Origin of the sequence: Pseudomonas bohemica, assembly GCF_002934685.1 — a bacterium.
In the GTDB taxonomy this organism is placed as follows: domain Bacteria; phylum Pseudomonadota; class Gammaproteobacteria; order Pseudomonadales; family Pseudomonadaceae; genus Aquipseudomonas; species Aquipseudomonas bohemica.
This window is the reverse complement of the sequence record NZ_NKHL01000097.1, coordinates 16,184-38,648: the sequence shown is the minus strand read 5'-3', so window position 1 is coordinate 38,648 and position 22,465 is coordinate 16,184. Positions and strand designations below refer to the sequence as shown.

The window sequence follows — 22,465 nt, the reverse complement described above, 5'->3', positions numbered from 1 at the left end:
CAGGTGCAGTCGATGTTCAGCTCCGATAAAGAAGCACCCAGCGAGCTTATCCGCGCCAAGGATCTGCGTGGGATCGATGTCTGGACGTTGCCCAGCTTCGATCCCCGCGTGGAAGAGCCAGAGCCTGAACCGGTGGCCGAAGCGCCGGAGCCTGCCGAAAGCGAAGAAGTGCCGCTCGAAGAAGTCCAGCCACTGACCCTCGAAGAGTTGGAAAGCATTCGTCAGGACGCTTACAACGAAGGCTTCGCCATCGGCGAGAAGGAAGGTTTCCACAGCACCCAGCTCAAGGTGCGTCAGGAGGCCGAAGTCGCCCTCGCGGCGAAACTCGAGAGCCTGGAAACCCTCATGACGCACCTGTTCGAGCCTATCGCCGACCAGGATGCACAGATCGAAAAATCCATGATTCAGCTGGTTGAACACCTTGCCCGCGAGGTGATTCAGCGCGAACTGAAAACCGACTCGAGCCAGATCGGCAAGGTGCTGCAGGACGCCTTGCGCCTGCTGCCGATGGGCGCCACCAACGTGCGCATTCTGGTCAATTCTCAGGACTTCGCTCAGGTCAAAGCCCTGCGCGAGCGTCACGAGGAAAACTGGCGGATTCTTGAAGACGACACGCTGCAGCCGGGCGGTTGCAGGGTCGAGACCGAGCACAGCCGGATCGACGCGACCGTCGAAACGCGGCTGAGTGTTGCGATTGCCAAGATGTTCGATCAATTGCACGAGCAGGCGCTGCACCCCACGGTGCCCGATGTGAGCGTCGATCTGGAAGCGGCGATCAAGAGTGCCGAACAACTCATGCAGAAAAACGCGGACGCATCCGATGCGTCTTGAGCGCACCAGCTTCGGCAAGCGTCTGAGCACTTACGCTGACGCCATCACCCTGCCAGTTCAACCCATGGTCGAAGGCCGCCTGCTGCGCATGGTGGGGCTGACGCTGGAGGCCGAAGGCTTGCGCGCGGCCATGGGCAGTCGCTGCGTGGTGATCAACGACGACAGCCATCATCCGGTTGAAGTCGAGGCCGAAGTCATGGGCTTTGCCGGCAGCAAGGTGTTCCTGATGCCGGTGGGCAGCGTCGCCGGTATTGCTCCCGGTGCGCGCGTGGTGCCGTTGCCGGACACTGGCCGTCTGCCGATGGGCATGACCATGCTTGGTCGTGTGCTCGATGGCGCCGGTCGTGCGCTGGACGGCAAGGGCGGAATGAAGGCCGAGGACTGGGTGCCGCTGGACGGCCCGACCATCAATCCGCTCAAGCGCGATCCGATCAGCCAACCGCTGGACGTCGGCATCCGCTGTATCAACGGTTTATTGACGGTCGGTCGCGGTCAGCGTCTTGGCCTGTTCGCCGGTACGGGCGTCGGCAAGAGTGTGCTGCTGGGGATGATGACCCGCTTTACCGAGGCCGACATCATCGTCGTCGGGCTGATCGGTGAGCGGGGTCGCGAGGTGAAGGAATTCATCGAACACATCCTCGGCGAGGAAGGCCTCAAGCGCTCGGTGGTCGTCGCCTCGCCAGCGGACGATGCACCGCTGATGCGTCTGCGCGCCGCGATGTACTGCACGCGCATCGCAGAATATTTTCGCGACAAGGGCAAGAACGTCCTGTTGCTGATGGACTCTCTGACCCGTTTCGCCCAGGCCCAGCGGGAAATTGCCCTGGCCATCGGCGAGCCGCCTGCGACCAAGGGTTATCCGCCATCGGTGTTCGCCAAGTTGCCCAAGCTGGTGGAGCGCGCCGGCAATGCGGAGAAAGGCGGGGGGTCGATTACCGCGTTTTATACCGTGCTGTCCGAGGGCGACGATCAGCAGGACCCGATCGCCGACTCGGCGCGGGGCGTGCTGGACGGTCACATCGTGCTGTCGCGGCGTCTGGCGGAGGAGGGGCATTACCCGGCGATCGACATCGAGGCCTCCATCAGCCGGGTCATGCCGTCGGTGGTGTCTGCCGAGCACATGACCCAGGCGCAGTATTTCAAGCAGTTGTGGTCGCGTTATCAGCAGAGCCGTGACCTGATCAGTGTCGGTGCGTATGTGGCTGGCGGCGATCGCGAAACCGACCTGGCGATCAATCTGCAGCCGCAACTGGTGCGTTACCTGCGCCAGGGGTTGCACGACAACGAGAGTATGCCGAGCAGCGAAGCTCAACTGTCGAAGATCTTCAATCCCCAGGCCGGGAGCTGATAGGTCATGGCGCAGAGTCGCGCGGCCCGTCTGGCGCCCGTGGTGGACATGGCCGAAAAGACAGAGAAAGCTGCCGTCCAGCGCCTGGGGCATTTTCAGGGACAGGTGCGGCTGGCCGAGAGCAAACTCGGCGAGCTGGAGAAATTTCGTTCCGACTACCAGCAGCAGTGGATCGACAAGGGCGCACACGGAGTTTCCGGGCAGTGGCTGATGAACTATCAGCGCTTTCTCAATCAGCTGGAGACAGCCGTCAACCAGCAACGCCAGAGCCTGAACTGGCATCAGAACAATCTGAACAAGGCCCGCGGCGAATGGCAGAAGGCTTACGCACGTGTCGAGGGGCTGCGCAAGTTGGTGCAGCGCTACATCGACGAAGCTCGCGCGCTCGAAGACAAGCGCGAACAGAAGCTGCTGGACGAGTTGTCCCAGCGATTGCCGCGCCAGGAGCAGTTCTAGATTGTGGCCCGGATGGGTGGCTTGCCGCTGCAACACAGACCTCGGTCCCGCTCGCGCCATCTTCCATTTGCCGCGCCCCACAACCAGTGCTAAAACTTCAAGCGTCTGACACCGTTTCATATAAGGGATTTTTGTCTATGTCAGTAACCTCCGATCGTTCTCCCGACGAGCAGCAGCTGACCATCAAGATCAAGGGACGCTTCGATTTTTCGAAGCATCAGGATTTCCGTGATGCCTACGAAAAGGAAACCAAGGCCCAGCGCTACGTGGTCGACCTCAAGGAAACCAATTACCTCGACAGCTCGGCGCTGGGCATGCTTTTGCTGTTACGCGATCACGCTGGCGGTGAACGCTCTGATGTGCGGCTGGAAAACTGCAATGCCGATGTCATCAAAATCCTCGCCATTTCCAACTTCTCCAAACTCTTCCGCATCGAGTGATGGTGGAGTCAGCACCACCTGAGCGTCTGACAATCCTCATCGCCGATGACAATGCCAGCGACCGCATGCTGCTCTCGGCGATCATCAGCCGCCAGGGGCATGAGGTGCTGAGCGCCTGCGATGGGGCTGAGGCGGTTGCTCTGTTCCAACGGCGCCGCCCGCAGCTGGTATTGATGGACGCCTTGATGCCGGTGATGGACGGTTTCGAGGCCGCGCGACGGATCAAGGAGCTGGCCGGTGAGGCGCTGGTCCCGATCATCTTCCTGACCTCCCTCACCGAAGGCGAAGCGCTCGCGCGTTGCCTGGATGCCGGGGGTGATGACTTCGTCGCCAAGCCCTACAACCAAGTGGTGCTCGCCGCCAAGATCAATGCGATGAACCGCCTGCGGTTGTTGCAGGAAACCGTCCTGCAACAGCGCGACCTGATTGCCCGGCACCACAAATACCTGCTCAACGAACAGCGCGTGGCCAAAGCGGTATTCGATCAGATCGCCCACTCCGGCTGCCTCAGCGCGCCGAACATCCGCTACCTGCAATCACCTTACGCGCTGTTCAACGGTGATCTGCTGCTGGCGGCCTGGGCGCCGTCCGGCAACATGCATGTGCTGCTCGGCGATTTCACTGGCCACGGCCTGCCTGCGGCGGTCGGTGCCATGCCGCTGGCCGAGGTGTTCTACGGCATGACGGCCAAGGGTTACGGCCTGCCGGAAACCCTGCGTGAGATGAATGCCAAGCTCAAGCGGATTCTGCCGGTCGACATGTTTTGCTGCGCAGCGCTGATTTGCGTGAACTTCAAACAGCAGCTGGTGGAGGTCTGGAACGGCGGCCTGCCGGATGGCTATCTGCTGCACAGCGACGGGCGCCCGCACACGCCGCTGGTGTCGGCGCATTTGCCGTTGGGTGTGCTGAGCGCCAGCAGTTTCGATGACAACACCCAAGTCTATCCATTCGGCGCCGGCGACCGAGTATTTCTATTGTCCGACGGCGTGGTGGACAGTACTGACGAAAGCGGAGAAATGTTCGGCGCGCGGCGTCTGCAAAACGTGTTCGTCTCCAATCGCAATCCGGCGACGCTGATTGAAGAGGTGCAGTGGGCCCTGGCACGGTTTCGCGGGCAGGTGCGTGATGACGTGAGCATGCTGGAGGTGGGGTTCACCGAACCGGAATCCCTCGGCCTGCCGTCAGTGGTCTATACCGACAGCGGCGATTCCAGCCCGCTGGACTGGTCGGCGAGTTTCGAATTCCGGGCCTCGACCCTCAAACGTTTCAACCCGCTGCCCTATTTGCTGCAACTGTTGCAAGAGGTCCACGGCCTGCGTCAGCAAAGCAGCGAGCTGTACATCGTGCTGGCCGAGCTGTACAGCAATGCCCTGGAGCACGGCGTCCTCGGGCTGGATTCGGCGCTCAAATGCGACGCCGAAGGATTTGCGCTTTACTACCAGCAACGCGGTGAGCGGCTGGACGCGCTGGAGTATGGGTTCATCCGCTTTAATTTTCAGATAATCCCGGTAGCTCAGGGTGGTCGCCTGACCGTCCAGGTACACGACAGCGGCAGCGGCTTCGACGTCCAGCATGTCCTGGCGCTGCCGCCTGCGATTGACCAACTGTCAGGGCGCGGGTTGAGCCTGGTTCGTCAGCTCAGCGATCGCTGCCGGTGGTCGGAAGATGGCCGTACGGCGTCTGTGGAGTTTGCGTGGGAGGGTCTGGCATAATCCCGCGATTCTTGATCAAGGAGTGAGCAAGTGTTGGAAGAACATGTGGATTTGACCGTACTCAATACGTTGCGCGATGTCATGGAGACCGAATATCCGGCATTGCTTCATATATTCATCAGGGATTCGCAAGCCCGTGTCACCGATTTGAACGGGTTGATCCAGGCCGCTGATTTCTCTGCGGCCTCGCAGACCCACCTGGACCAGCTAGGCTTGCTGGCCCACAGCTTCAAAGGCAGCAGCAGCAATATGGGTGCCGCTCATCTGGCGCAGTTGTGTGGAGAACTCGAAGATCTGGTCCGCGGTCAGGGTGCGGTCAGCGAGGCGCGAGTCACGCAGTTGGTCCAAGACATCGACAGCGAATTCTGCGTGGTGCGCGACATATTCGACGTTGAATTGCAGACCACGCTTGCCAGTCATTGATGCTGTGTACGCAAAACTTCCAACTCTGGCCCGCCATTTGCTTTATCTCTGTGTAATCGTGCTCTTGCGGAGATCAACATGGCCCTCGCCAACAATCCATTAATGACGGCTCTGACGGCTGCAAAGGCCCAGAAAGCCAGCACCGCCACATCGGCGAAGGCACCGGACCCCGTCAAGGACAACACTTCCAGCTTTTCAAGCGTGTTCGCCAAGCAGGCCCCGGCCAAGGCAAACAGCGTCGATGACAGCCCTGCCAAGTCTGCAAGTGCCAAGAGTCCGGCAGTTCACAGCAAGAGCGATGCCACCCACTCTCCTGCCGCTTCCGACAAGACGGTTGCCGATAACGGCAACGGTTTGCCTGCCAAGGCTGACCACGGCAAGGCTGACGGCAATGACAGCAACGACAAAAGCGATGACGACGCTTCTGATACCACGCACACGTCCGATGACACCAGCGTCACGGCTGCGGTCCTTGACCCGACGCTGGTCGTCGCCGCGCCTCAGGAACCCGTGCCGCCTGTAGAGCCGCCGGCGGTTGATGCGCAGCCTGCGGTCGATCCAGCTGTGCTGGCCGCTGCAGCGCCGGTCGTTCCTGCGCCTGTGGTCCAGGCGCCGGCAGATGCCAACGACGAAAAGTTCGATCCTTCGGCCGATCCGCTCGAAGGGCTAACGGCCGTGCAGGTCGCACTGGAAAACCACACCCGGCAGACGGCACAAGCGGCCGGCAATACGAACGACGCGAACAAGGCCTCCGGTAAGCAGGACCCAAATGCCGATCCAACGCAGCTGCAAGTTAGTAATCTGGCGGCGCTGGGCGATCAACCCGTAGACAAGAGCACCACCGAGGGCGGCGGCGACAAGGGCTTCAGCGGTCTGCTGGCCGATGGCCTGAAGGACACCAAGAGCGCTGGCAGCGACACCCGAGTGGACAACTTCGCCGAGCGTCTGGCGGCGCTGTCCCAAGCGGCACAGGTGAAAGACAATGCGCCTGCGCCTGCGCCCTTGATCAATCAGCCGCTGGCCATGAACCAGAGTGGCTGGACCGAAGGCGTGGTCAACCGCGTCATGTATCTGTCCAGTCAAAATCTCAAGCAGGCCGACATTCAGTTGGAGCCTGCTGAACTGGGTCGTCTGGACATTCGCGTCAATATGGCGGCAGATCAGCAGACTCAGGTGACTTTCATGAGCGCCCATGTCGGCGTGCGTGAAGCGTTGGAAAGCCAGATGTCGCGTCTGCGTGATTCCTTCGTCCAGCAGGGCATGGGCCAGGTCGACGTCAACGTTTCGGATCAGTCCCGTGGCTGGCAGCAGCAGGCCCAGCAGCAGTCGGGTGGCGACGGCCAGCGCGGTAATGACAGCAGCGGCTCCGGCAGTTCCAACGGCAGCGATCTGATCGCCAACGGCGCACCAATCGATACAGCGTCGGCGGCGGCGAGCGCGCCGTTGACCGTTATCGGCTCCAGCGCGGTCGACTATTACGCCTGACCGACAGGCAAGCTCCCTTCTGCCGCAGACGTAGAAGTGTGCTTGCCCGCGAAGACGGCTATCAGCCTCATCCGCACCGTCTGATACGGCCGTTTGCGGACAAGCACGCTCTTGCGCTCCTTCGGGCAGAATCAAAAGCCCCACCTCCCTGCGCGCCAACTCTGGCACAACCCTTGCTCTTGCTCTGTCACGTAACACCGAACCCCTTGGATAGTGACGGATTATTGGCATGGCGAAGAGCGACGACGCAGTTAAAGACCCCGCGAAAAAAGGCAAGCTGAAGGTCATCATTCTTGTGGTGGTGGGCCTGTTGCTGGCTGTCGGGCTGTCGGTCGGCGCGACCTGGTTCATCATGCACAAGGCCGAGAGCAAGCCTGATCCCGCGCTGGCGGCTGAGGCTGCCAACGTCAAGAAGGAAGCGATCTTCGAACCGCTGACACCGCCTTTCGTGGTCAACTACAACGTCAACGGCCGGCAGCGCTACATGCAGGTCAGCATTACCTTGCTGGCCCGTGATCACGCCGATCTGGAGGCGTTGAAAGTGCACATGCCGGTCATTCGCAACAACCTGGTGATGATGTTCTCCGGGCAGCCGTTCGACACCATCGCAACGCCGGTGGGCATGGAAATGCTGCGCCAGAAAGCCGCTGCGGTGGTTCAGGAAGTCGGGCAGAAAGAGCTGAACAAAAGCGTCATCGATCAGGTACTTTTCACTAACTACGTACTGCAGTAGGACCACGACATGGCCGTGCAAGACCTGCTGTCCCAGGATGAAATCGACGCGCTGCTGCATGGCGTGGACGATGGTCTGGTGCAGACCGAAAGCGTTATGGAACCTGGCAGCGTCAAGAGTTATGACCTGACCAGCCAGGACCGCATCGTCCGCGGACGTATGCCGACCCTGGAAATGATCAACGAGCGTTTCGCCCGATATACCCGCATCAGCATGTTCAACCTGCTGCGCCGCTCTGCGGACGTGGCAGTGGGCGGCGTGCAGGTGATGAAGTTCGGCGAGTACGTGCATTCGCTGTATGTGCCGACCAGTCTGAACCTGGTCAAGATCAAGCCGTTGCGCGGCACCGCGTTGTTCATCCTGGACGCCAAGCTGGTGTTCAAACTGGTGGATAACTTCTTCGGTGGCGATGGCCGTCACGCCAAGATCGAAGGCCGGGAATTCACCCCGACCGAGCTGCGCGTGGTGAGGATGGTGCTGGATCAGGCGTTCATCGACATGAAAGAAGCCTGGCAGGCGATCATGGAAGTCAATTTCGAGTACATCAACTCGGAAGTGAACCCGGCCATGGCCAACATCGTCGGCCCGAGCGAGGCAATTGTGGTCTCCACGTTCCACATCGAACTCGATGGCGGTGGTGGCGACCTGCACGTGACCATGCCGTATTCAATGATCGAGCCGGTACGCGAAATGCTCGACGCCGGCTTCCAGTCCGACCTGGACGATCAGGATGAGCGCTGGGTCAACGCCCTCAAGCAAGACGTGCTGGACGTGGCGGTGCCCTTGAGTGCGACGGTGGCCCGTCGTCAGCTCAAGTTGAGGGACATCCTGCACATGCAGCCGGGCGACGTGATTCCGGTCGAGCTGAACGATCACCTGGTCATGCGCGCCAACGGCGTGCCGTCGTTCAAGGTCAAGCTGGGTTCGCACAAGGGTAATCTGGCCCTGCAAGTGATCGAACCGGTAGAACGCCGCTGATGTTTTGTCGTCAGCTTCAGAATGTGCTGTGTAAACGATTTGCTATTGCTCCCCGAGGACAACCATGGCTAATGAAAACGAAATGAATTCCGCAGACGACCAGGCGCTGGCCGACGAGTGGGCTGCGGCCCTGGATGAAGCCGGAGAGGGTGGCCAAGCCGACATCGACGCACTGCTGGCCGCCGACGCCGGTAATTCCTCGAGCAATCGCCTTGCAATGGAAGAGTTTGGCAGCGTGCCGAAAAACAATGGTCCGGTGTCGCTGGACGGCCCGAACCTGGACGTGATCCTCGACATCCCGGTTTCGATTTCCATGGAAGTGGGCAGCACCGACATCAACATCCGCAACCTGCTGCAACTGAACCAGGGATCGGTGATCGAGCTTGATCGTCTGGCCGGCGAGCCGCTGGACGTGCTGGTCAACGGTACGCTGATCGCCCACGGTGAAGTGGTCGTGGTGAACGAGAAGTTCGGCATTCGCCTCACCGATGTGATCAGCCCGAGCGAACGCATCAAGAAGCTGCGTTAAGTGGGCGTTTTTTTTGTGAAAGGGCTGAAAGGGCTGAAAGGGCTGGCGGGGCTGATGCTGCTGGTAACGTCGTGGGCGGTCATGGCTGCCGGTCCAGCCACGTCTGCTGTCGCGCCGGCCACAACCGCCGCGCCTGCCGCCGCTGTCGCCCCGGCCACTGCGCCAGTGACGGCGCCCGCGGTGTCCAGCACGTTGAGCAGCGGCATCGGGGGCCAGTTGCTGCAGCTGGTGCTGGGCCTGTTGCTGGTGGTCGGGCTGATTTTCGTCCTCGCCTGGCTGATGCGCCGGGTGCAGCGTACGGGGCCTGCGGGCAATCAGGTCATCGAACTGGTCGGTTCCCGCGCCCTCGGGCCGCGTGATCGGTTGGTCTTGGTCCAGGTCGGCAACGAGCAGGTGCTCCTGGGGGTCTCGCCCGGCAGCATCACCGCGCTGCATGTGATGAGCGAGCCGGTCCAGGTGCCGGAAACCCAGCACACGACGCCGGAATTCGCCAGACGCCTGATGGACGTGCTGGGCAACAAAGGCATGATCATGCCGCGTCCAGGCAAAGACGGACTGGGCAGCCCGGGTCAGAAGGATAAGAACTGATGCGTATTGTTTTGACGCTGCTGTTGCTGCTGGCAGCGCCGTTGGCGTTCGCCGCCGACCCGTTGTCGATTCCGGCGATCACCCTGGGCACCGGTGCCAACGGGCAGCAGGAGTACTCGGTCAGCCTGCAGATCCTCTTGATCATGACAGCGCTGAGCTTCATTCCGGCGTTCGTCATGCTGATGACCAGTTTCACCCGGATCATCATCGTGTTCTCGATCCTGCGGCAAGCCCTTGGCTTGCAGCAGACGCCATCGAACCAGATCCTTACCGGCATGGCGCTGTTCCTGACCATGTTTATCATGGCCCCGGTGTTCGACCGAGTGAACAACGACGCCTTGCAACCCTATCTCGCCGAGAAAATGACCGCTCAGGATGCCGTGGCCAAGGCCGAAGTGCCGATCAAGGACTTCATGCTGGCGCAGACCCGTTCCAGCGACTTGGAGCTGTTCATGCGTCTGTCCAAGCGCACTGACATCCCCACCCCCGATGCCGCGCCGCTGACCATCATCGTGCCGGCGTTCGTGACCTCGGAGCTGAAAACCGCCTTTCAGATCGGCTTCATGATTTTCATCCCGTTTCTGATCATCGATCTGGTCGTCGCCAGTGTGCTGATGGCCATGGGTATGATGATGCTCTCTCCCCTGATTATTTCCCTGCCGTTCAAGATCATGCTGTTTGTGCTGGTGGATGGCTGGGCGCTGATCATCGGCACGCTGGCCGGCAGTTTCGGCGGCGTATGAACCTGTCTGACGAGGAGTGCCCGGCATGACCCCGGAAGTTGCTGTAGACCTGTTTCGCGAAGCGCTGTGGCTGACCACCACCATGGTAGCGATTCTCGTGGTGCCGAGCCTGATCGTCGGCCTGCTGGTATCGATGTTCCAGGCAGCCACGCAGATCAACGAACAGACCCTGAGTTTTCTGCCGCGCCTGTTGGTCATGTTGATTACCCTGATCGTCGTCGGCCCGTGGCTGGTCCGCACGTTCATGGAGTACATCACCAACTTGTACACCAGCATTCCTCAAGTCATCGGCTGATCGGCGAATGGAGCCTGTGCTGGCGCTGACCGACACGCAGATCAGCACCTGGGTTGCCGCGTTCATGCTGCCGTTGTTCCGGATTGCGACGGTGCTGATGACGATGCCGATCTTCGGCACGACGCTGGTGCCCAAACGTGTGCGCCTCTATCTGGCGCTGGCCATCACGGTTGTCGTCGCCCCGAGTCTGCCGCCGATGCCTGAGGTGCACGCGCTGGACCTCAGTGCGCTGCTGCTGATCGGCGAACAGATCATCATCGGCGCCGCGCTCGGGTTGTCGCTGCAGTTGTTCTTTCAGGCGTTCGTGATCGCCGGGCAAATCGTGGCGATCCAGATGGGCATGGGCTTCGCGTCCATGGTCGACCCGGTCAACGGGGTATCGACCGCAGTGATCGGTCAATTCTTTACCATGCTTGTCACGCTGCTGTTTCTGGCCATGAACGGGCATCTGGTGGTGTTCGAAGTGCTGATCGAGAGCTTCACCACGCTGCCGGTGGGCGAGGGGCTGGTGGCCGCCGATTTCTGGGAGCTGGTGCTGCGTCTGGGCTGGGTGCTTGGGGCGGCGCTCATCCTGGTGTTACCTGCGATCACGGCGCTGCTGGTGGTCAACATCGCCATGGGCGTGATGACCCGCGCCGCGCCGCAGCTGAACATCTTCTCCATCGGTTTTCCGTTGACGCTGGTGCTGGGCATGGGGATTCTGTGGATCTCCCTCGGCGACATTCTCAATCAATACCAACCGCTGGCGGTCGACGCCTTGCAGTTGCTCAAGGACATGGTCAAGGCACGCTGACATGGCTGAAAGCGAGAGTGGGCAGGACAAGACAGAAGACCCCACGGACAAACGCAAACGTGACGCGCGGGAGAAGGGCGAGATCGCCCGCTCCAAAGAGCTGAACACGGTTTTCGTGATGATCGTCGGGGCTGCCGGCCTGCTGGCGTTTGGCGGCTCCATGGCGGAAATGCTGATGCAACTGATGCGCGACAACTTCGTCATTTCTCGCGATGCACTCATGGATGAGCGCTCCATGGGGCTGATGTTGATGGCGTCGGGTAAGGCAGCGCTGCTGTCGTTGCAGCCGCTGCTGATCGCCCTGACCCTGGCGGCGCTGATCGGCCCGATCTCCCTGGGTGGCTGGCTGTTCGCCGCCGGCTCCATGGCGCCCAAGTTCAGCCGGATGAATCCTGCCGCTGGCATCAAGCGTATGTTCTCCACCAAATCGCTGGTGGAGTTGCTCAAGGCCCTGGCGAAATTTTCCGTGGTGCTGCTGGTGGCGGTGGTGGTGCTGGCGAAGGATAAGAACGATCTGCTGGCTATCGCCCACGAACCGATGGAATCGGCGGTCGTGCATAGCCTCCAGCTGGTGGGCTGGAGTACGTTATGGATTGCCCTCGGTCTCGTAATCATCGCCGCAGTGGATGCGCCAATTCAGTTATGGGAAGCGCACAAGAAGCTCCTGATGACCAAGCAGGAAGTGCGCGACGAGCACAAGGACAGCGAAGGGCGGCCGGAGGTCAAGCAGCGGATTCGGCAGTTGCAGCGCGAGATGTCGCAGCGGCGGATGATGGCAGCGATCCCGGATGCCGATGTGGTCATCACCAACCCGACCCACTATGCCGTTGCCCTCAAGTACGACCCGGACAAGGGTGGGGCGCCGACGCTGCTGGCCAAGGGTAGCGATTTCATGGCGCTGAAGATACGCGAGATTGCTGCCCAGCATCAGATTTTGTTGCTGGAGTCTCCGGCGCTGGCGCGGTCGATTTATTACAGCACTGAGCTGGAACAGGAGATTCCGGCGGGGTTGTATTTGGCGGTGGCGCAGGTGTTGGCTTACGTCTATCAGATTCGCCAGTACCGTGCTGGGCGTGGGAAACGGCCTGATCCGTTGAATGAGAATTTGCCGATTCCGCCGGATTTGCGGCGGGATTCTTAGGTTCTGGGTTCTGGGTTCTGGGTTCTGGGTGTATATCCGTTATCAGGGTGTTGCAGAGATTGGCTCCGCCCTTACGGCGGGTCACTCTCGAAAAGCGCGAAAGTAACCAAAGCGCTTTTGCTCCTGGTTTGGCCCTGACTTCGTCAGGGTTCCCTCACTCCGGTGACGCTCCGTTGGCCCGCCGCCATCCGCCATCCATGTCGCTCGGCCCACTGCGCGTCGCCTGCGTTCGGCCTGCACTCAAGTCGCGTCGGCGGTATCTGAACTATCGCGCACCGACAGCAATAGCCGCAGCGCAGGAGATCTGAAGGCTGAGTCCACCCTGTGGGAGACGTCGGAGGTTACGACGGCAGCGAATGCAGTGGGTCAGTTATGGATGTGCTGTCTGGCACTCCGCCTTCGCGGCTGTCGCACAGCTCCGGCAGCTCCCACAGGTACAGCGTCTATCTTCAGGCCCTAATCCCGCCGCTCCCGCTCCCGCTCCCGCTTTGCTTTTGCTCTTCTTACGCGATAGTCCAGACGACACGAATCGCGACTTGAGGGCAGTCCAAAGTGAGGGAACCCGACGAAGTCGGGCCAAACCCGGAGCAAGCCCCCTTGGTCACTTGGGGGCTTTTTCCAGGTAACTCGCCGAAGGCGAAACGCTTCTGCCGTTAGGCAGAGCAAACAAGCCGCGCTACCCATTCGTCGATTACCCCACGTTCTAAATAGTGGCACCCTGATATTTTCAGCCCTTTCCAAGAGTTGGACAGGTTTTTGCAATACCTGCGTTACAGCGCCTCTGGCGTCAAAGTTTTGATTAATTCGCAGGTACAGAATCGGTGGATCGCTCTCAGTTAATCTCTAACGCTCGCATTGGACTGGTTGGCCTGGGCCGCGGTCAATTGGGCGTGCCGTTGCTGTTGCTGGTCATGCTGGCAATGATGATGTTGCCAATGCCGCCGTTCCTGCTGGACGTGTTCTTCACGTTCAACATCGCGCTGTCGATCGTGGTCCTGCTGGTCTGCGTTTACGCACTACGCCCCCTGGATTTCTCGGTTTTCCCGACGATTCTACTGATCGCTACCTTGCTCCGGCTTGCGCTCAACGTCGCTTCCACCCGCGTGGTCATGCTCCACGGCCAAGACGGCCACGCCGCTGCCGGTAAGGTGATCCAGGCCTTCGGTGAGGTGGTGATCGGCGGTAACTACGTGGTCGGTATCGTGGTGTTCGCGATCCTCATGATCATCAACTTCGTGGTGGTGACCAAAGGTGCCGGTCGTATCTCCGAAGTGAGTGCGCGCTTCACCCTCGATGCGATGCCCGGTAAACAGATGGCCATCGACGCCGACCTCAACGCCGGCCTGATCGACCAACCCGAAGCCAAGCGCCGTCGTCTGGAAGTCGCCCAGGAGGCCGAGTTCTACGGCTCGATGGACGGTGCCAGCAAATTCGTGCGTGGCGACGCCATCGCCGGCCTGTTGATTCTGTTCATCAACCTCATCGGCGGCATGCTGGTGGGCATCATCCAGCACAACATGAGCTTCGGCGACGCCGGCAAGGTCTATGCGCTGTTGACCATTGGTGACGGTTTGGTGGCGCAATTGCCATCGCTTTTGCTGTCCACCGCAGCGGCCATCATGGTGACCCGCGCGTCCGGTTCGGAAGAAATGGGCAAGCTGGTCGGTCGTCAGATGTTTACCTCGCATAAAGCCCTGGCCGTGTCGGCCGGCATCATGATTGTCATGGGGCTGGTGCCGGGTATGCCGCACTTCTCGTTCATCAGCCTGGGGCTGGTGGCGGCGGGTGGCGCGTACTTGCTGTGGAAGAAACAGAATCAGGTCAAGCTGGCGGCGATTCAGGAGGTCAAGCGCCAACAGGAGCTACTGCCTTCGCCAACCCGCGCGCAGGAATCCAAGGAACTGGGCTGGGACGACGTCACCCCGATCGACATGATCGGCCTGGAAGTGGGTTATCGCCTGATTCCGCTGGTAGACCGCAACCAGGGTGGCCAACTGCTGGCGCGGATCAAGGGCGTGCGCAAGAAGCTCTCTCAGGAGCTGGGGTTCCTGATGCCGACCGTGCACATCCGCGACAACCTGGACCTGGCGCCAAGCGCTTACCGCCTGACGCTGATGGGTGTAACCCTGGCCGAGGCGGAGATTTACCCGGACCGCGAGCTTGCGATCAACCCCGGGCAGGTCTTTGGCAGCCTCAACGGCATCACTGCCAAAGACCCGGCGTTCGGCCTGGAAGCGGTGTGGATCGAAATCAGCCAGCGCGCGCAGGCGCAATCGCTCGGCTACACCGTGGTCGACGCCAGCACTGTAGTGGCAACCCACTTGAACCAGATCCTCTACAAGCACTCTCATGAGTTGATCGGGCACGAGGAGGTCCAGCAACTGATGACGTTGCTGGCCAAGAGCTCGCCAAAACTGGCCGAAGAACTGGTGCCAGGTGTGCTGTCACTGTCGGCGCTGCTCAAGGTGTTGCAGGCACTGTTGGCCGAACAGGTCCCGGTGCGCGACATCCGCAGCATCGCCGAAGCCATCGCCAACAACGCTGCGCGGAGTCAAGATACCGCCGCCCTGGTGGCTGCCGTACGGGTCGGTTTGTCCCGCGCCATCGTGCAAAGCATTGTTGGCACTGAGCCGGAGCTGCCTGTTATCACCCTTGAGCCAAGGTTGGAACAGATATTGCTCAATAGTCTGCAGAAGGCAGGTCAGGGTCAGGAAGAAGGCGTTCTGCTCGAACCGAGCATGGCTGAGAAACTTCAGCGCTCGTTGATCGAAGCGGCGCAGCGTCAGGAGATGCAGGGTCAGCCGGTTATTTTGTTGGTCGCAGGTCCGGTTCGCGCCATGTTGTCCCGCTTTGGACGCCTGGCAGTCCCGAATATGCATGTTTTGGCGTACCAGGAAATTCCTGACAACAAGCAAGTCACCATCGTAGCGACTGTCGGGCCTAACGGCTGAGGTAGTGAGTCATGCAAGTTAAGCGTTTTTTCGCCGCCGATATGCGACAAGCCATGAAACTGGTTCGTGATGAGCTGGGCGCTGAAGCCGCTATCATCGGTAACCGGCGGATCGCCGGCGGCGTGGAACTGACTGCCGCGCTGGACTACAAACTGTCTGCGCTGGCGCCACGTGTGCCGAACATCGAGCTCGAAGACGAGCTGCGCAAGACTCAATCGCGCATCGTCACCGCCCAGGCCGAGCTGACTCACCGCAGCGAGCTGGACACCGTCGCCAACCGCCAGTTGTTCACCGGTCTTGCGATGGACGACAGCAAGCAAATCGAGCCGACGCTGGATGAGCCGTTTCGCCCTTCGATTCACGCGGCGGTCGCTGCCGATCGCACCGAGCGCGCCGAACGTCAATCGGCTGCGGAGGCGGCGATCGGCCAGCGCGCCTACGAGTCGATGCGCTCCGAATTGAATGGCCTGCGTGAACTGCTGGAAGTCCAGCTGGGTTCGCTGGCGTGGAATCAACTGCAAGGCAACCGTCCGCAACAGGCCAATCTGTGGCGTCGTCTGCAACGCGTTGGCCTGTCCGGCCCGCTGTCGCGTGATCTGCTGGCGATGGTCCCGGACACCGATGATCAGCCGCACGCCTGGCGCATGCTGCTGGCGCATCTGGCCCGCATGATCGTCACCCCGGACATCGAGCCGCTGGAAGAGGGCGGCGTGATCGCCATGGTCGGTCCTGCCGGGATGGGCAAGACCACCACGTTGGCTAAACTGGCGGCCCGTTATGTGTTGAAATACGGCGCGCAAAATATCGCGCTGGTGAGCATGGACAGTTTCCGCATCGGGGCTCAGGAACAGCTCAAGACCCTGGGGCGAATTCTCAATGTGCCGGTGACTCACGTCGATCCGGGACAATCCCTGGCCCAGGCATTGGAGCCTCTGCTGCGCAAGCGCGTGGTACTGATCGACACCGCCGGCCTGCAAGCCAGCGATCCGGCCCTGCGTCTGCAGCTCGAAAGCCTGGCCGGTCGCGGGATCAAGGCGCGCAACTATCTGGTCCTGGCCACTACCAGTCAGAAGCAAGTGCTCACAGCGGCTTATCACAGTTACAAACGTTGCGGTCTGGCCGGGTGCATCCTGACCAAGCTCGACGAAACCGCAAGCCTTGGCGAAGTGCTCAGTCTTGCGGTGACATACGAACTGCCCGTGGCCTATCTCACCGATGGCCCACGGATACCCGATGATCTGCATCTGCCACGTCGGCACCAACTGGTCAGCAGGGCTGTCAGCGTGCAGATGCAGGAGGAGCCTAGCGAGGAAGCGATGGCGGATATGTTTGCGGATCTTTATCACAGCCCCGGCAAGCGTGCGGGCTAGGTAGGGAAAATGACAATGGAATCTACCTGCATCGGTGGTCTGCCAGGCATTGTTCACGCAGTGAACGTGCAGCCCGAAATGTGGCTTTGGTCTAAGCAAGACAAGGTAAAAAATTAACATGGGCAGCATGCATCCCGTACAGGTTATCGCGGTGACCGGTGGCAAAGGTGGCGTAGGCAAGACTAACGTGTCAGTGAACCTCTCGCTGGCCCTGGCCGAGCTGGGACGTCGCGTCATGTTGCTGGACGCCGATCTGGGTCTGGCCAATGTCGACGTATTGTTGGGATTGACCCCCAAGCGCACCCTGGCGGACGTCATCGAAGGGCGCTGCGAGCTGCGCGATGTCCTGTTGCAGGGCCCGGGCGGCGTTCGCATCGTGCCGGCGGCGTCCGGCACCCAGAGCATGGTCCATCTGACCCCGGCGCAGCACGCCGGTCTGATACAGGCATTCAGTGATATCGGCGACAACCTGGACGTGCTGGTGATCGACACCGCTGCCGGGATCGGCGAATCGGTGGTGAGCTTCGTGCGCGCTGCCCAGGAAGTGCTACTGGTGGTGTGCGACGAGCCGACCTCGATCACCGATGCCTACGCGCTGATCAAACTGCTGAACCGCGATTACGGCATGAACCGCTTCCGCGTACTGGCCAACATGGCGCAGAGCCCGCAGGAAGGGCGCAACCTGTTCGCCAAGCTGACCAAGGTCACCGACCGTTTCCTGGACGTGGCCCTGCAGTATGTCGGCGCCGTGCCTTACGACGAATGCGTGCGCAAGGCTGTGCAGAAGCAGCGGGCGGTTTACGAAGCGTTTCCGCGCTCCAAGTGCGCGCTGGCGTTCAAGGCCATCGCGCAGAAGGTCGATACCTGGCCACTGCCGGCGAACCCGCGTGGTCACCTTGAATTTTTCGTTGAACGCCTGGTTCATCAGGCCAGCGCAGGGCCAGTGTCATGACAGCAAGTGGCTATCGCATGTACAGCAAATCGTCCAAAGACTCTCAGTATGAGTTGATTGAACGCTATGCCCCTCTGGTCAAGCGCATCGCCTACCACTTGCTGGCGCGTCTGCCGGCCAGCGTGCAGGTCGAGGATCTGATCCAGGCGGGCATGATCGGTTTGCTCGAGGTGTCGACCAAATACGACTCCACCAAGGGCGCGAGCTTCGAGACCTACGCCGGTATTCGTATCCGCGGCGCGATGCTCGACGAAGTGCGCAAGGGCGACTGGGCGCCGCGTTCGGTTCACCGCAACACGCGCATGGTCAGCGATGCGATTCGGGCAATTGAAGCGAAAACCGGCCGTGACGCTAAAGATCATGAGGTTGCTGCCGAACTTCAATTGAGTCTCGACGATTATTACGGGATTTTGAACGATACCTTGGGCAGTCGGCTGTTCAGTTTCGACGACCTGTTGCAGGACGGCGAGCATGAAGGACTGCACGAGGACGGCGCGAGCCAGTCGCTGGAGCCGTCGCGGGATCTGGAAGACGAGCGCTTCCAGAACGCGCTGGCGGAGGCCATCGCCAACCTGCCCGAGCGTGAACGCCTGGTGCTGGCGCTGTACTACGACGAAGAACTGAACCTCAAGGAGATCGGCGAGGTACTGGGCGTCAGCGAATCCCGTGTCAGCCAGCTGCACAGCCAGTGCGCCGCACGTTTGCGGGGACGTCTGGGAGAATGGCGCGCGCGATGACTCATTGACGCAGGCCTGCGATGGATACCTGCGGCGTGGATGGAAATCTGCGGCATGAATGTGGGACCGGCAGTGCAAGGCGTTGTGTGGGATACAAAAGAGACAAGGCAGGAGCCGGTCGGATCAGGACTTCAAGACCTTTTTCCGCTGCGCTCATCACATGTTTCTTCGAAAGACCCCCTCGTTTTCGTGTAACCGGTGGTTTGGTGTGCCGGGATTGATTGAACGCGCGTCCAGAGCTGGACGCGTTAAAGACTGCTTGGAGGTCGAATTGGACAAGAACATGAAAATCCTCATCGTTGATGACTTCTCAACGATGCGGCGGATCATAAAAAACCTGTTGCGTGACCTTGGGTTCACCAACACGGCCGAAGCAGATGACGGTACCACCGCATTGCCGATGCTGCAGAGCGGCGCTTTTGATTTCCTGGTGACCGACTGGAACATGCCTGGCATGTCCGGTATCGACCTGCTGCGTCAGGTGCGTGCCGACGAGCGTTTGCGTCACCTGCCGGTACTGATGGTGACTGCCGAAGCCAAGCGCGAGCAGATCATCGAGGCCGCCCAGGCCGGTGTGAATGGCTATGTGGTCAAGCCGTTCACCGCTCAGGTGCTCAAAGAGAAGATCGAGAAGATATTCGAGCGCGTCAATAGCTGATGTCCGCTGCGAGGGCGCTATGGATCCTACAGATTCGACAATGGGTGACTTCGAGTCGACCCTGAAGAAACACGCACAAGAACTGGTCGCCAGCCTTGAAAAAGGCAAGTTCGGCGACGCCGTGCAGCTTATCCATGAGCTTAATCAGACCCGGGATCGCGGTCTGTATCAGGAAGTCGGCAAGCTGACGCGCGAACTGCACAGCGCAATCGTCAATTTCCAGATTGACCCGCACATGCCGCAAGCCGAAGAAGTGTCCCAGATCACTGACGCCACCGAGCGCCTGTCGTATGTTGTCAGGCTCACGGAAGGTGCGGCCAACCGCACGATGGACCTGGTGGAGCAGAGCACGCCGCTGATGAATGGCCTCAGTGCCGATGCAAAGGCCCTGAGCGTCGATTGGGGGCGTTTCATGCGTCGCGAGATCGGTGCCGAGGAGTTTCGGGATCTGGCCCGCCGCGTCGATGGTTTTCTGACGCGCAGCGAGAAGGAGACCCAAGAGGTCGCCATCCACCTGAACGACATTTTGCTGGCCCAGGACTATCAGGACCTGACCGGCCAGGTGATCAAGCGTGTCACTACGCTGGTGACCGAGGTCGAGAGCAATCTGCTCAAGCTGGTGCTGATGGCAAGCCAAGTGGATCGCTTTGCTGGTATCGAACACGACCAGGAAGAGTTCCGTAGGCAAAAAGAACAGGAAAAAATTCATTCCAAGGGTGAAGGTCCGCAGATTCATGCCGATAAACGTGAAGACGTCGTATCCGGTCAGGATGATGTTGACGATCTGCTATCCAGCCTTGGGTTCTGATTCGAAGATTTCAGTCCCGGGTTCTATGTGAAAGTGGCTGCAGGTCTGCGCGCCAATGCTTCGACGAAGGCAATGCGCGCAGGCCGACAACGCAGCCCCTGGATCGGTTTGACGGTTAAATTTAGGAGCACCCCCCAATGAGCTTCGGCGCCGATGAAGAAATCCTTCAGGATTTTCTGGTAGAGGCCGGCGAGATTCTGGAGCAGTTGTCCGAGCAGTTGGTCGAGCTGGAAAGCCGGCCGGATGATGCGGATCTGCTCAATGCAATTTTTCGCGGTTTTCACACTGTAAAAGGGGGCGCCGGCTTCCTCCAGCTCAACGAGCTGGTCGAATGCTGCCACATCGCCGAAAACGTGTTCGACATCCTGCGCAAAGGTGAGCGGCGGGTCGACGCGGAACTCATGGATGTCGTGCTCGAAGCTCTGGACACCGTCAACAGCATGTTCGGTCAGGTCCGTGAGCGTTCGGATGTCACGCCCGCCACCCCTGAGCTGCTCGCAGCCCTGTCGCGTCTGGCAGAACCTGCGTCTGCTGACGAAGTGGCCGCCGAGCCTGCGCCGGTGGTGGAGGAGGTTGCCGAAGCTGCGTCCGAGGACATTACTGACCAGGAATTCGAACAACTGCTGGACTCGCTCAATGCGGTCAAGGCTGAAGCGGCGGGGGCTGCCCTGGCTGCACCTGTCTCGACGCCTGCTGCTCCCGCTGCGCAAGCGGCCAGCGACGAAATCACGGACGCCGAATTCGAATCGTTGCTCGATCAACTGCACGGCAAGGGCCAGTTCGCCGTCGATGCAGTCGCGCCGCCAGCCGCTGCTGCACCGGCCGCCGCGACGGCCGCGACGGCCGCGCCTGCCAGCGATGAAATCACCGATGACGAGTTCGAAGCGTTGCTCGATCAGCTGCACGGCAAAGGCTCGTTCTCGCCAGATGCCGCCGTAGCGCCAGCCGCTGCCGCACCCGTCGCTGCTGCACCTGTCAATGCAGAGCCGGCCGCCGACGCGAAAGCACCGGCGTCGGATGAAATCACCGATAACGAATTCGAAGCACTGCTTGATCAACTGCATGGCAAGGGCAAGTTCGAACCCGGCGTAGCGGCTGCTGCTGTGGCCGCTCCTGCGTCGGCCAGGAAAGCCGAGCCTGCCAAGGTGGAGCCTGCAAAAAACGAGGCCGCGAAACCGGCTGCCGCTGCTGCAGCTGCCACCGCGCCTGCACCCGCAAAAGCAGCGGCTGCCACCGCGCCAGCACCTGCAAGAGCCGCTACGTCACCCGCGGCGGGCGACAAGGTCCATACCGAAGCTGAAACCACTGTGCGCGTCGACACCGCGCGGCTGGACGAGATCATGAACATGGTCGGCGAACTGGTGCTGGTGCGTAACCGTCTGGTGCGCCTGGGTGCCAACAGCGCCGATGAAGCCATGTCCAAGGCCGTGTCCAACCTGGACGTGGTCACCGCTGACCTGCAGACCGCGGTGATGAAGACGCGCATGCAGCCGATCAAGAAAGTCTTCGGGCGCTTCCCGCGCCTGGTTCGCGATCTGGCGCGTCAGCTGAAAAAAGAAATCAACCTTGAACTGGTGGGTGAAGAAACCGATCTGGACAAGAACCTGGTCGAGGCCCTGGCCGACCCGCTGGTGCACTTGGTGCGCAATGCCGTAGACCACGGCATCGAATCGCCCGAAGAGCGTGAAGCATCGGGCAAGTCCCGAGGCGGCCGCGTAGTGCTCTCGGCAGAGCAGGAAGGCGATCACATCCTGCTGTCGATTTCCGATGACGGCAAAGGCATGGACCCGGCGGTACTGCGCGCAATCGCGGTCAAGCGCGGGGTCATGGATAAGGATGCGGCCGATCGTCTGAGCGACACCGATTGCTACAACCTGATCTTCGCGCCGGGCTTCTCGACCAAGACCGAGATATCCGACGTGTCCGGTCGCGGTGTGGGCATGGACGTGGTGAAAACCAAGATCGCCCAGCTCAACGGCTCGATCAACATCTACTCCACCAAGGGCCAGGGCTCGAAGATCGTCATCAAGGTGCCGTTGACCCTGGCGATCATGCCGACCCTGATGGTGATGCTGGGCAACCAGGCGTTTGCCTTCCCGCTGGTCAACGTCAACGAGATCTTCCACCTGGACCTGTCGACCACCAACGTCGTCGACGGTCAGGAAGTGGTCATCGTGCGTGACAAGGCGCTGCCACTGTTCTACCTCAAGCGCTGGCTGGTCAGCTCTGCCGCTCACGAAGAACAGCGCGAAGGCCATGTGGTAATCCTGTCGGTCGGCACCCAGCGCATCGGCTTCGTCGTCGATCAATTGGTGGGGCAGGAAGAAGTGGTCATCAAACCGCTGGGCAAGATGTTGCAGGGTACGCCAGGCATGTCCGGCGCCACCATCACCGGTGACGGCCGCATCGCACTGATTCTCGACGTCCCGAGCATGCTTAAGCGGTACGCCGCGCGGCGTATTTAACGCCGGTTTTACCCCCTGTGGAATGAGCT

The 22,465-nt window shown here is 60.6% G+C and carries 22 protein-coding genes; all 22 read left to right on the top strand.

Annotated features, from left to right (window positions below; all coding sequences use genetic code 11):
- Positions 1-12 precede the first annotated feature (12 nt).
- Positions 13-831: a flagellar assembly protein FliH gene (gene fliH / locus CE491_RS08640; protein ID WP_110947934.1), complete on the top strand. Its 819-nt coding sequence runs from the start codon at positions 13-15 to the stop codon at positions 829-831.
- On the top strand, positions 821-2,179 hold the full coding sequence (fliI, locus tag CE491_RS08635) for a flagellar protein export ATPase FliI (protein WP_110947933.1): 1,359 nt from the start codon (positions 821-823) through the stop codon (positions 2,177-2,179). Before fliH ends, fliI begins: the two co-directional genes overlap by 11 nt.
- A gap of 6 nt (positions 2,180-2,185) precedes the next feature.
- A complete protein-coding gene (gene fliJ / locus CE491_RS08630) occupies positions 2,186-2,635 on the top strand; it encodes a flagellar export protein FliJ (RefSeq protein WP_110947932.1) in 450 nt (149 codons plus the stop codon).
- A 137-nt stretch (positions 2,636-2,772) separates the two neighbouring features.
- Entirely contained in the window at positions 2,773-3,075 is a 303-nt protein-coding gene (locus tag CE491_RS08625) for an STAS domain-containing protein (RefSeq protein WP_110947931.1), read from the top strand.
- Between the two features lie 2 nt (positions 3,076-3,077).
- Positions 3,078-4,787, top strand: a complete 1,710-nt coding sequence (locus CE491_RS08620) for an ATP-binding SpoIIE family protein phosphatase (RefSeq protein WP_267894475.1) — start codon at positions 3,078-3,080, stop codon at positions 4,785-4,787.
- Positions 4,788-4,817: 30 nt separating this feature from the next.
- The gene (locus CE491_RS08615; protein WP_110947929.1) at positions 4,818-5,210 is read left to right on the top strand and encodes an Hpt domain-containing protein; all 393 of its coding nucleotides are present in this window, start codon (positions 4,818-4,820) and stop codon (positions 5,208-5,210) included.
- Between the two features lie 78 nt (positions 5,211-5,288).
- Positions 5,289-6,695, top strand: coding sequence for a flagellar hook-length control protein FliK (locus CE491_RS08610; protein ID WP_110947928.1), 1,407 nt, complete (start codon positions 5,289-5,291; stop codon positions 6,693-6,695).
- 229 nt (positions 6,696-6,924) lie between these two features.
- On the top strand, positions 6,925-7,428 hold the full coding sequence (gene fliL / locus CE491_RS08605; RefSeq protein WP_110947927.1) for a flagellar basal body-associated protein FliL: 504 nt from the start codon (positions 6,925-6,927) through the stop codon (positions 7,426-7,428).
- Positions 7,429-7,437: 9 nt separating this feature from the next.
- Positions 7,438-8,406 carry a flagellar motor switch protein FliM gene (gene fliM, locus CE491_RS08600; protein WP_110947926.1) on the top strand — a complete coding sequence of 323 codons (969 nt, stop codon included), beginning with the start codon at positions 7,438-7,440 and terminating at the stop codon, positions 8,404-8,406.
- Positions 8,407-8,470: 64 nt separating this feature from the next.
- The gene (gene fliN, locus CE491_RS08595; RefSeq protein WP_110947925.1) at positions 8,471-8,935 is read left to right on the top strand and encodes a flagellar motor switch protein FliN; all 465 of its coding nucleotides are present in this window, start codon (positions 8,471-8,473) and stop codon (positions 8,933-8,935) included.
- A gap of 81 nt (positions 8,936-9,016) precedes the next feature.
- Positions 9,017-9,523, top strand: coding sequence for a flagellar biosynthetic protein FliO (gene fliO / locus CE491_RS08590; protein WP_110947972.1), 507 nt, complete (start codon positions 9,017-9,019; stop codon positions 9,521-9,523).
- Complete coding sequence (gene fliP / locus CE491_RS08585; RefSeq protein WP_110947924.1) at positions 9,523-10,266, top strand: flagellar type III secretion system pore protein FliP; 744 nt, start codon at positions 9,523-9,525, stop codon at positions 10,264-10,266. Before fliO ends, fliP begins: the two co-directional genes overlap by 1 nt.
- A 25-nt stretch (positions 10,267-10,291) precedes the next feature.
- Positions 10,292-10,561 carry a flagellar biosynthesis protein FliQ gene (gene fliQ, locus CE491_RS08580; protein WP_110947923.1) on the top strand — a complete coding sequence of 90 codons (270 nt, stop codon included), beginning with the start codon at positions 10,292-10,294 and terminating at the stop codon, positions 10,559-10,561.
- Between the two features lie 7 nt (positions 10,562-10,568).
- Positions 10,569-11,354 carry a flagellar biosynthetic protein FliR gene (fliR, locus tag CE491_RS08575; RefSeq protein ID WP_110947922.1) on the top strand — a complete coding sequence of 262 codons (786 nt, stop codon included), beginning with the start codon at positions 10,569-10,571 and terminating at the stop codon, positions 11,352-11,354.
- A gap of 1 nt (position 11,355) precedes the next feature.
- Positions 11,356-12,495 carry a flagellar biosynthesis protein FlhB gene (gene flhB, locus CE491_RS08570; protein WP_110947921.1) on the top strand — a complete coding sequence of 380 codons (1,140 nt, stop codon included), beginning with the start codon at positions 11,356-11,358 and terminating at the stop codon, positions 12,493-12,495.
- A gap of 821 nt (positions 12,496-13,316) precedes the next feature.
- Complete coding sequence (gene flhA, locus CE491_RS08565; RefSeq protein ID WP_110947920.1) at positions 13,317-15,446, top strand: flagellar biosynthesis protein FlhA; 2,130 nt, start codon at positions 13,317-13,319, stop codon at positions 15,444-15,446.
- An 11-nt stretch (positions 15,447-15,457) separates the two neighbouring features.
- Positions 15,458-16,816 (top strand): flagellar biosynthesis protein FlhF, encoded by a 1,359-nt coding sequence (gene flhF, locus CE491_RS08560; protein ID WP_110947919.1) that lies wholly within the window; start codon positions 15,458-15,460, stop codon positions 16,814-16,816.
- 118 nt (positions 16,817-16,934) lie between these two features.
- A complete protein-coding gene (fleN, locus tag CE491_RS08555) occupies positions 16,935-17,768 on the top strand; it encodes a flagellar synthesis regulator FleN (RefSeq protein WP_110947918.1) in 834 nt (277 codons plus the stop codon).
- A complete protein-coding gene (gene fliA, locus CE491_RS08550; RefSeq protein ID WP_110947917.1) occupies positions 17,765-18,505 on the top strand; it encodes an RNA polymerase sigma factor FliA in 741 nt (246 codons plus the stop codon). Before fleN ends, fliA begins: the two co-directional genes overlap by 4 nt.
- A 283-nt stretch (positions 18,506-18,788) precedes the next feature.
- Positions 18,789-19,163, top strand: a complete 375-nt coding sequence (locus CE491_RS08545) for a chemotaxis response regulator CheY (protein WP_175500148.1) — start codon at positions 18,789-18,791, stop codon at positions 19,161-19,163.
- Positions 19,164-19,182: 19 nt separating this feature from the next.
- Positions 19,183-19,971: a protein phosphatase CheZ gene (locus CE491_RS08540; RefSeq protein WP_110947916.1), complete on the top strand. Its 789-nt coding sequence runs from the start codon at positions 19,183-19,185 to the stop codon at positions 19,969-19,971.
- A 137-nt stretch (positions 19,972-20,108) separates the two neighbouring features.
- On the top strand, positions 20,109-22,436 hold the full coding sequence (locus CE491_RS08535; protein ID WP_110947915.1) for a chemotaxis protein CheA: 2,328 nt from the start codon (positions 20,109-20,111) through the stop codon (positions 22,434-22,436).
- Positions 22,437-22,465: the final 29 nt, after the last annotated feature.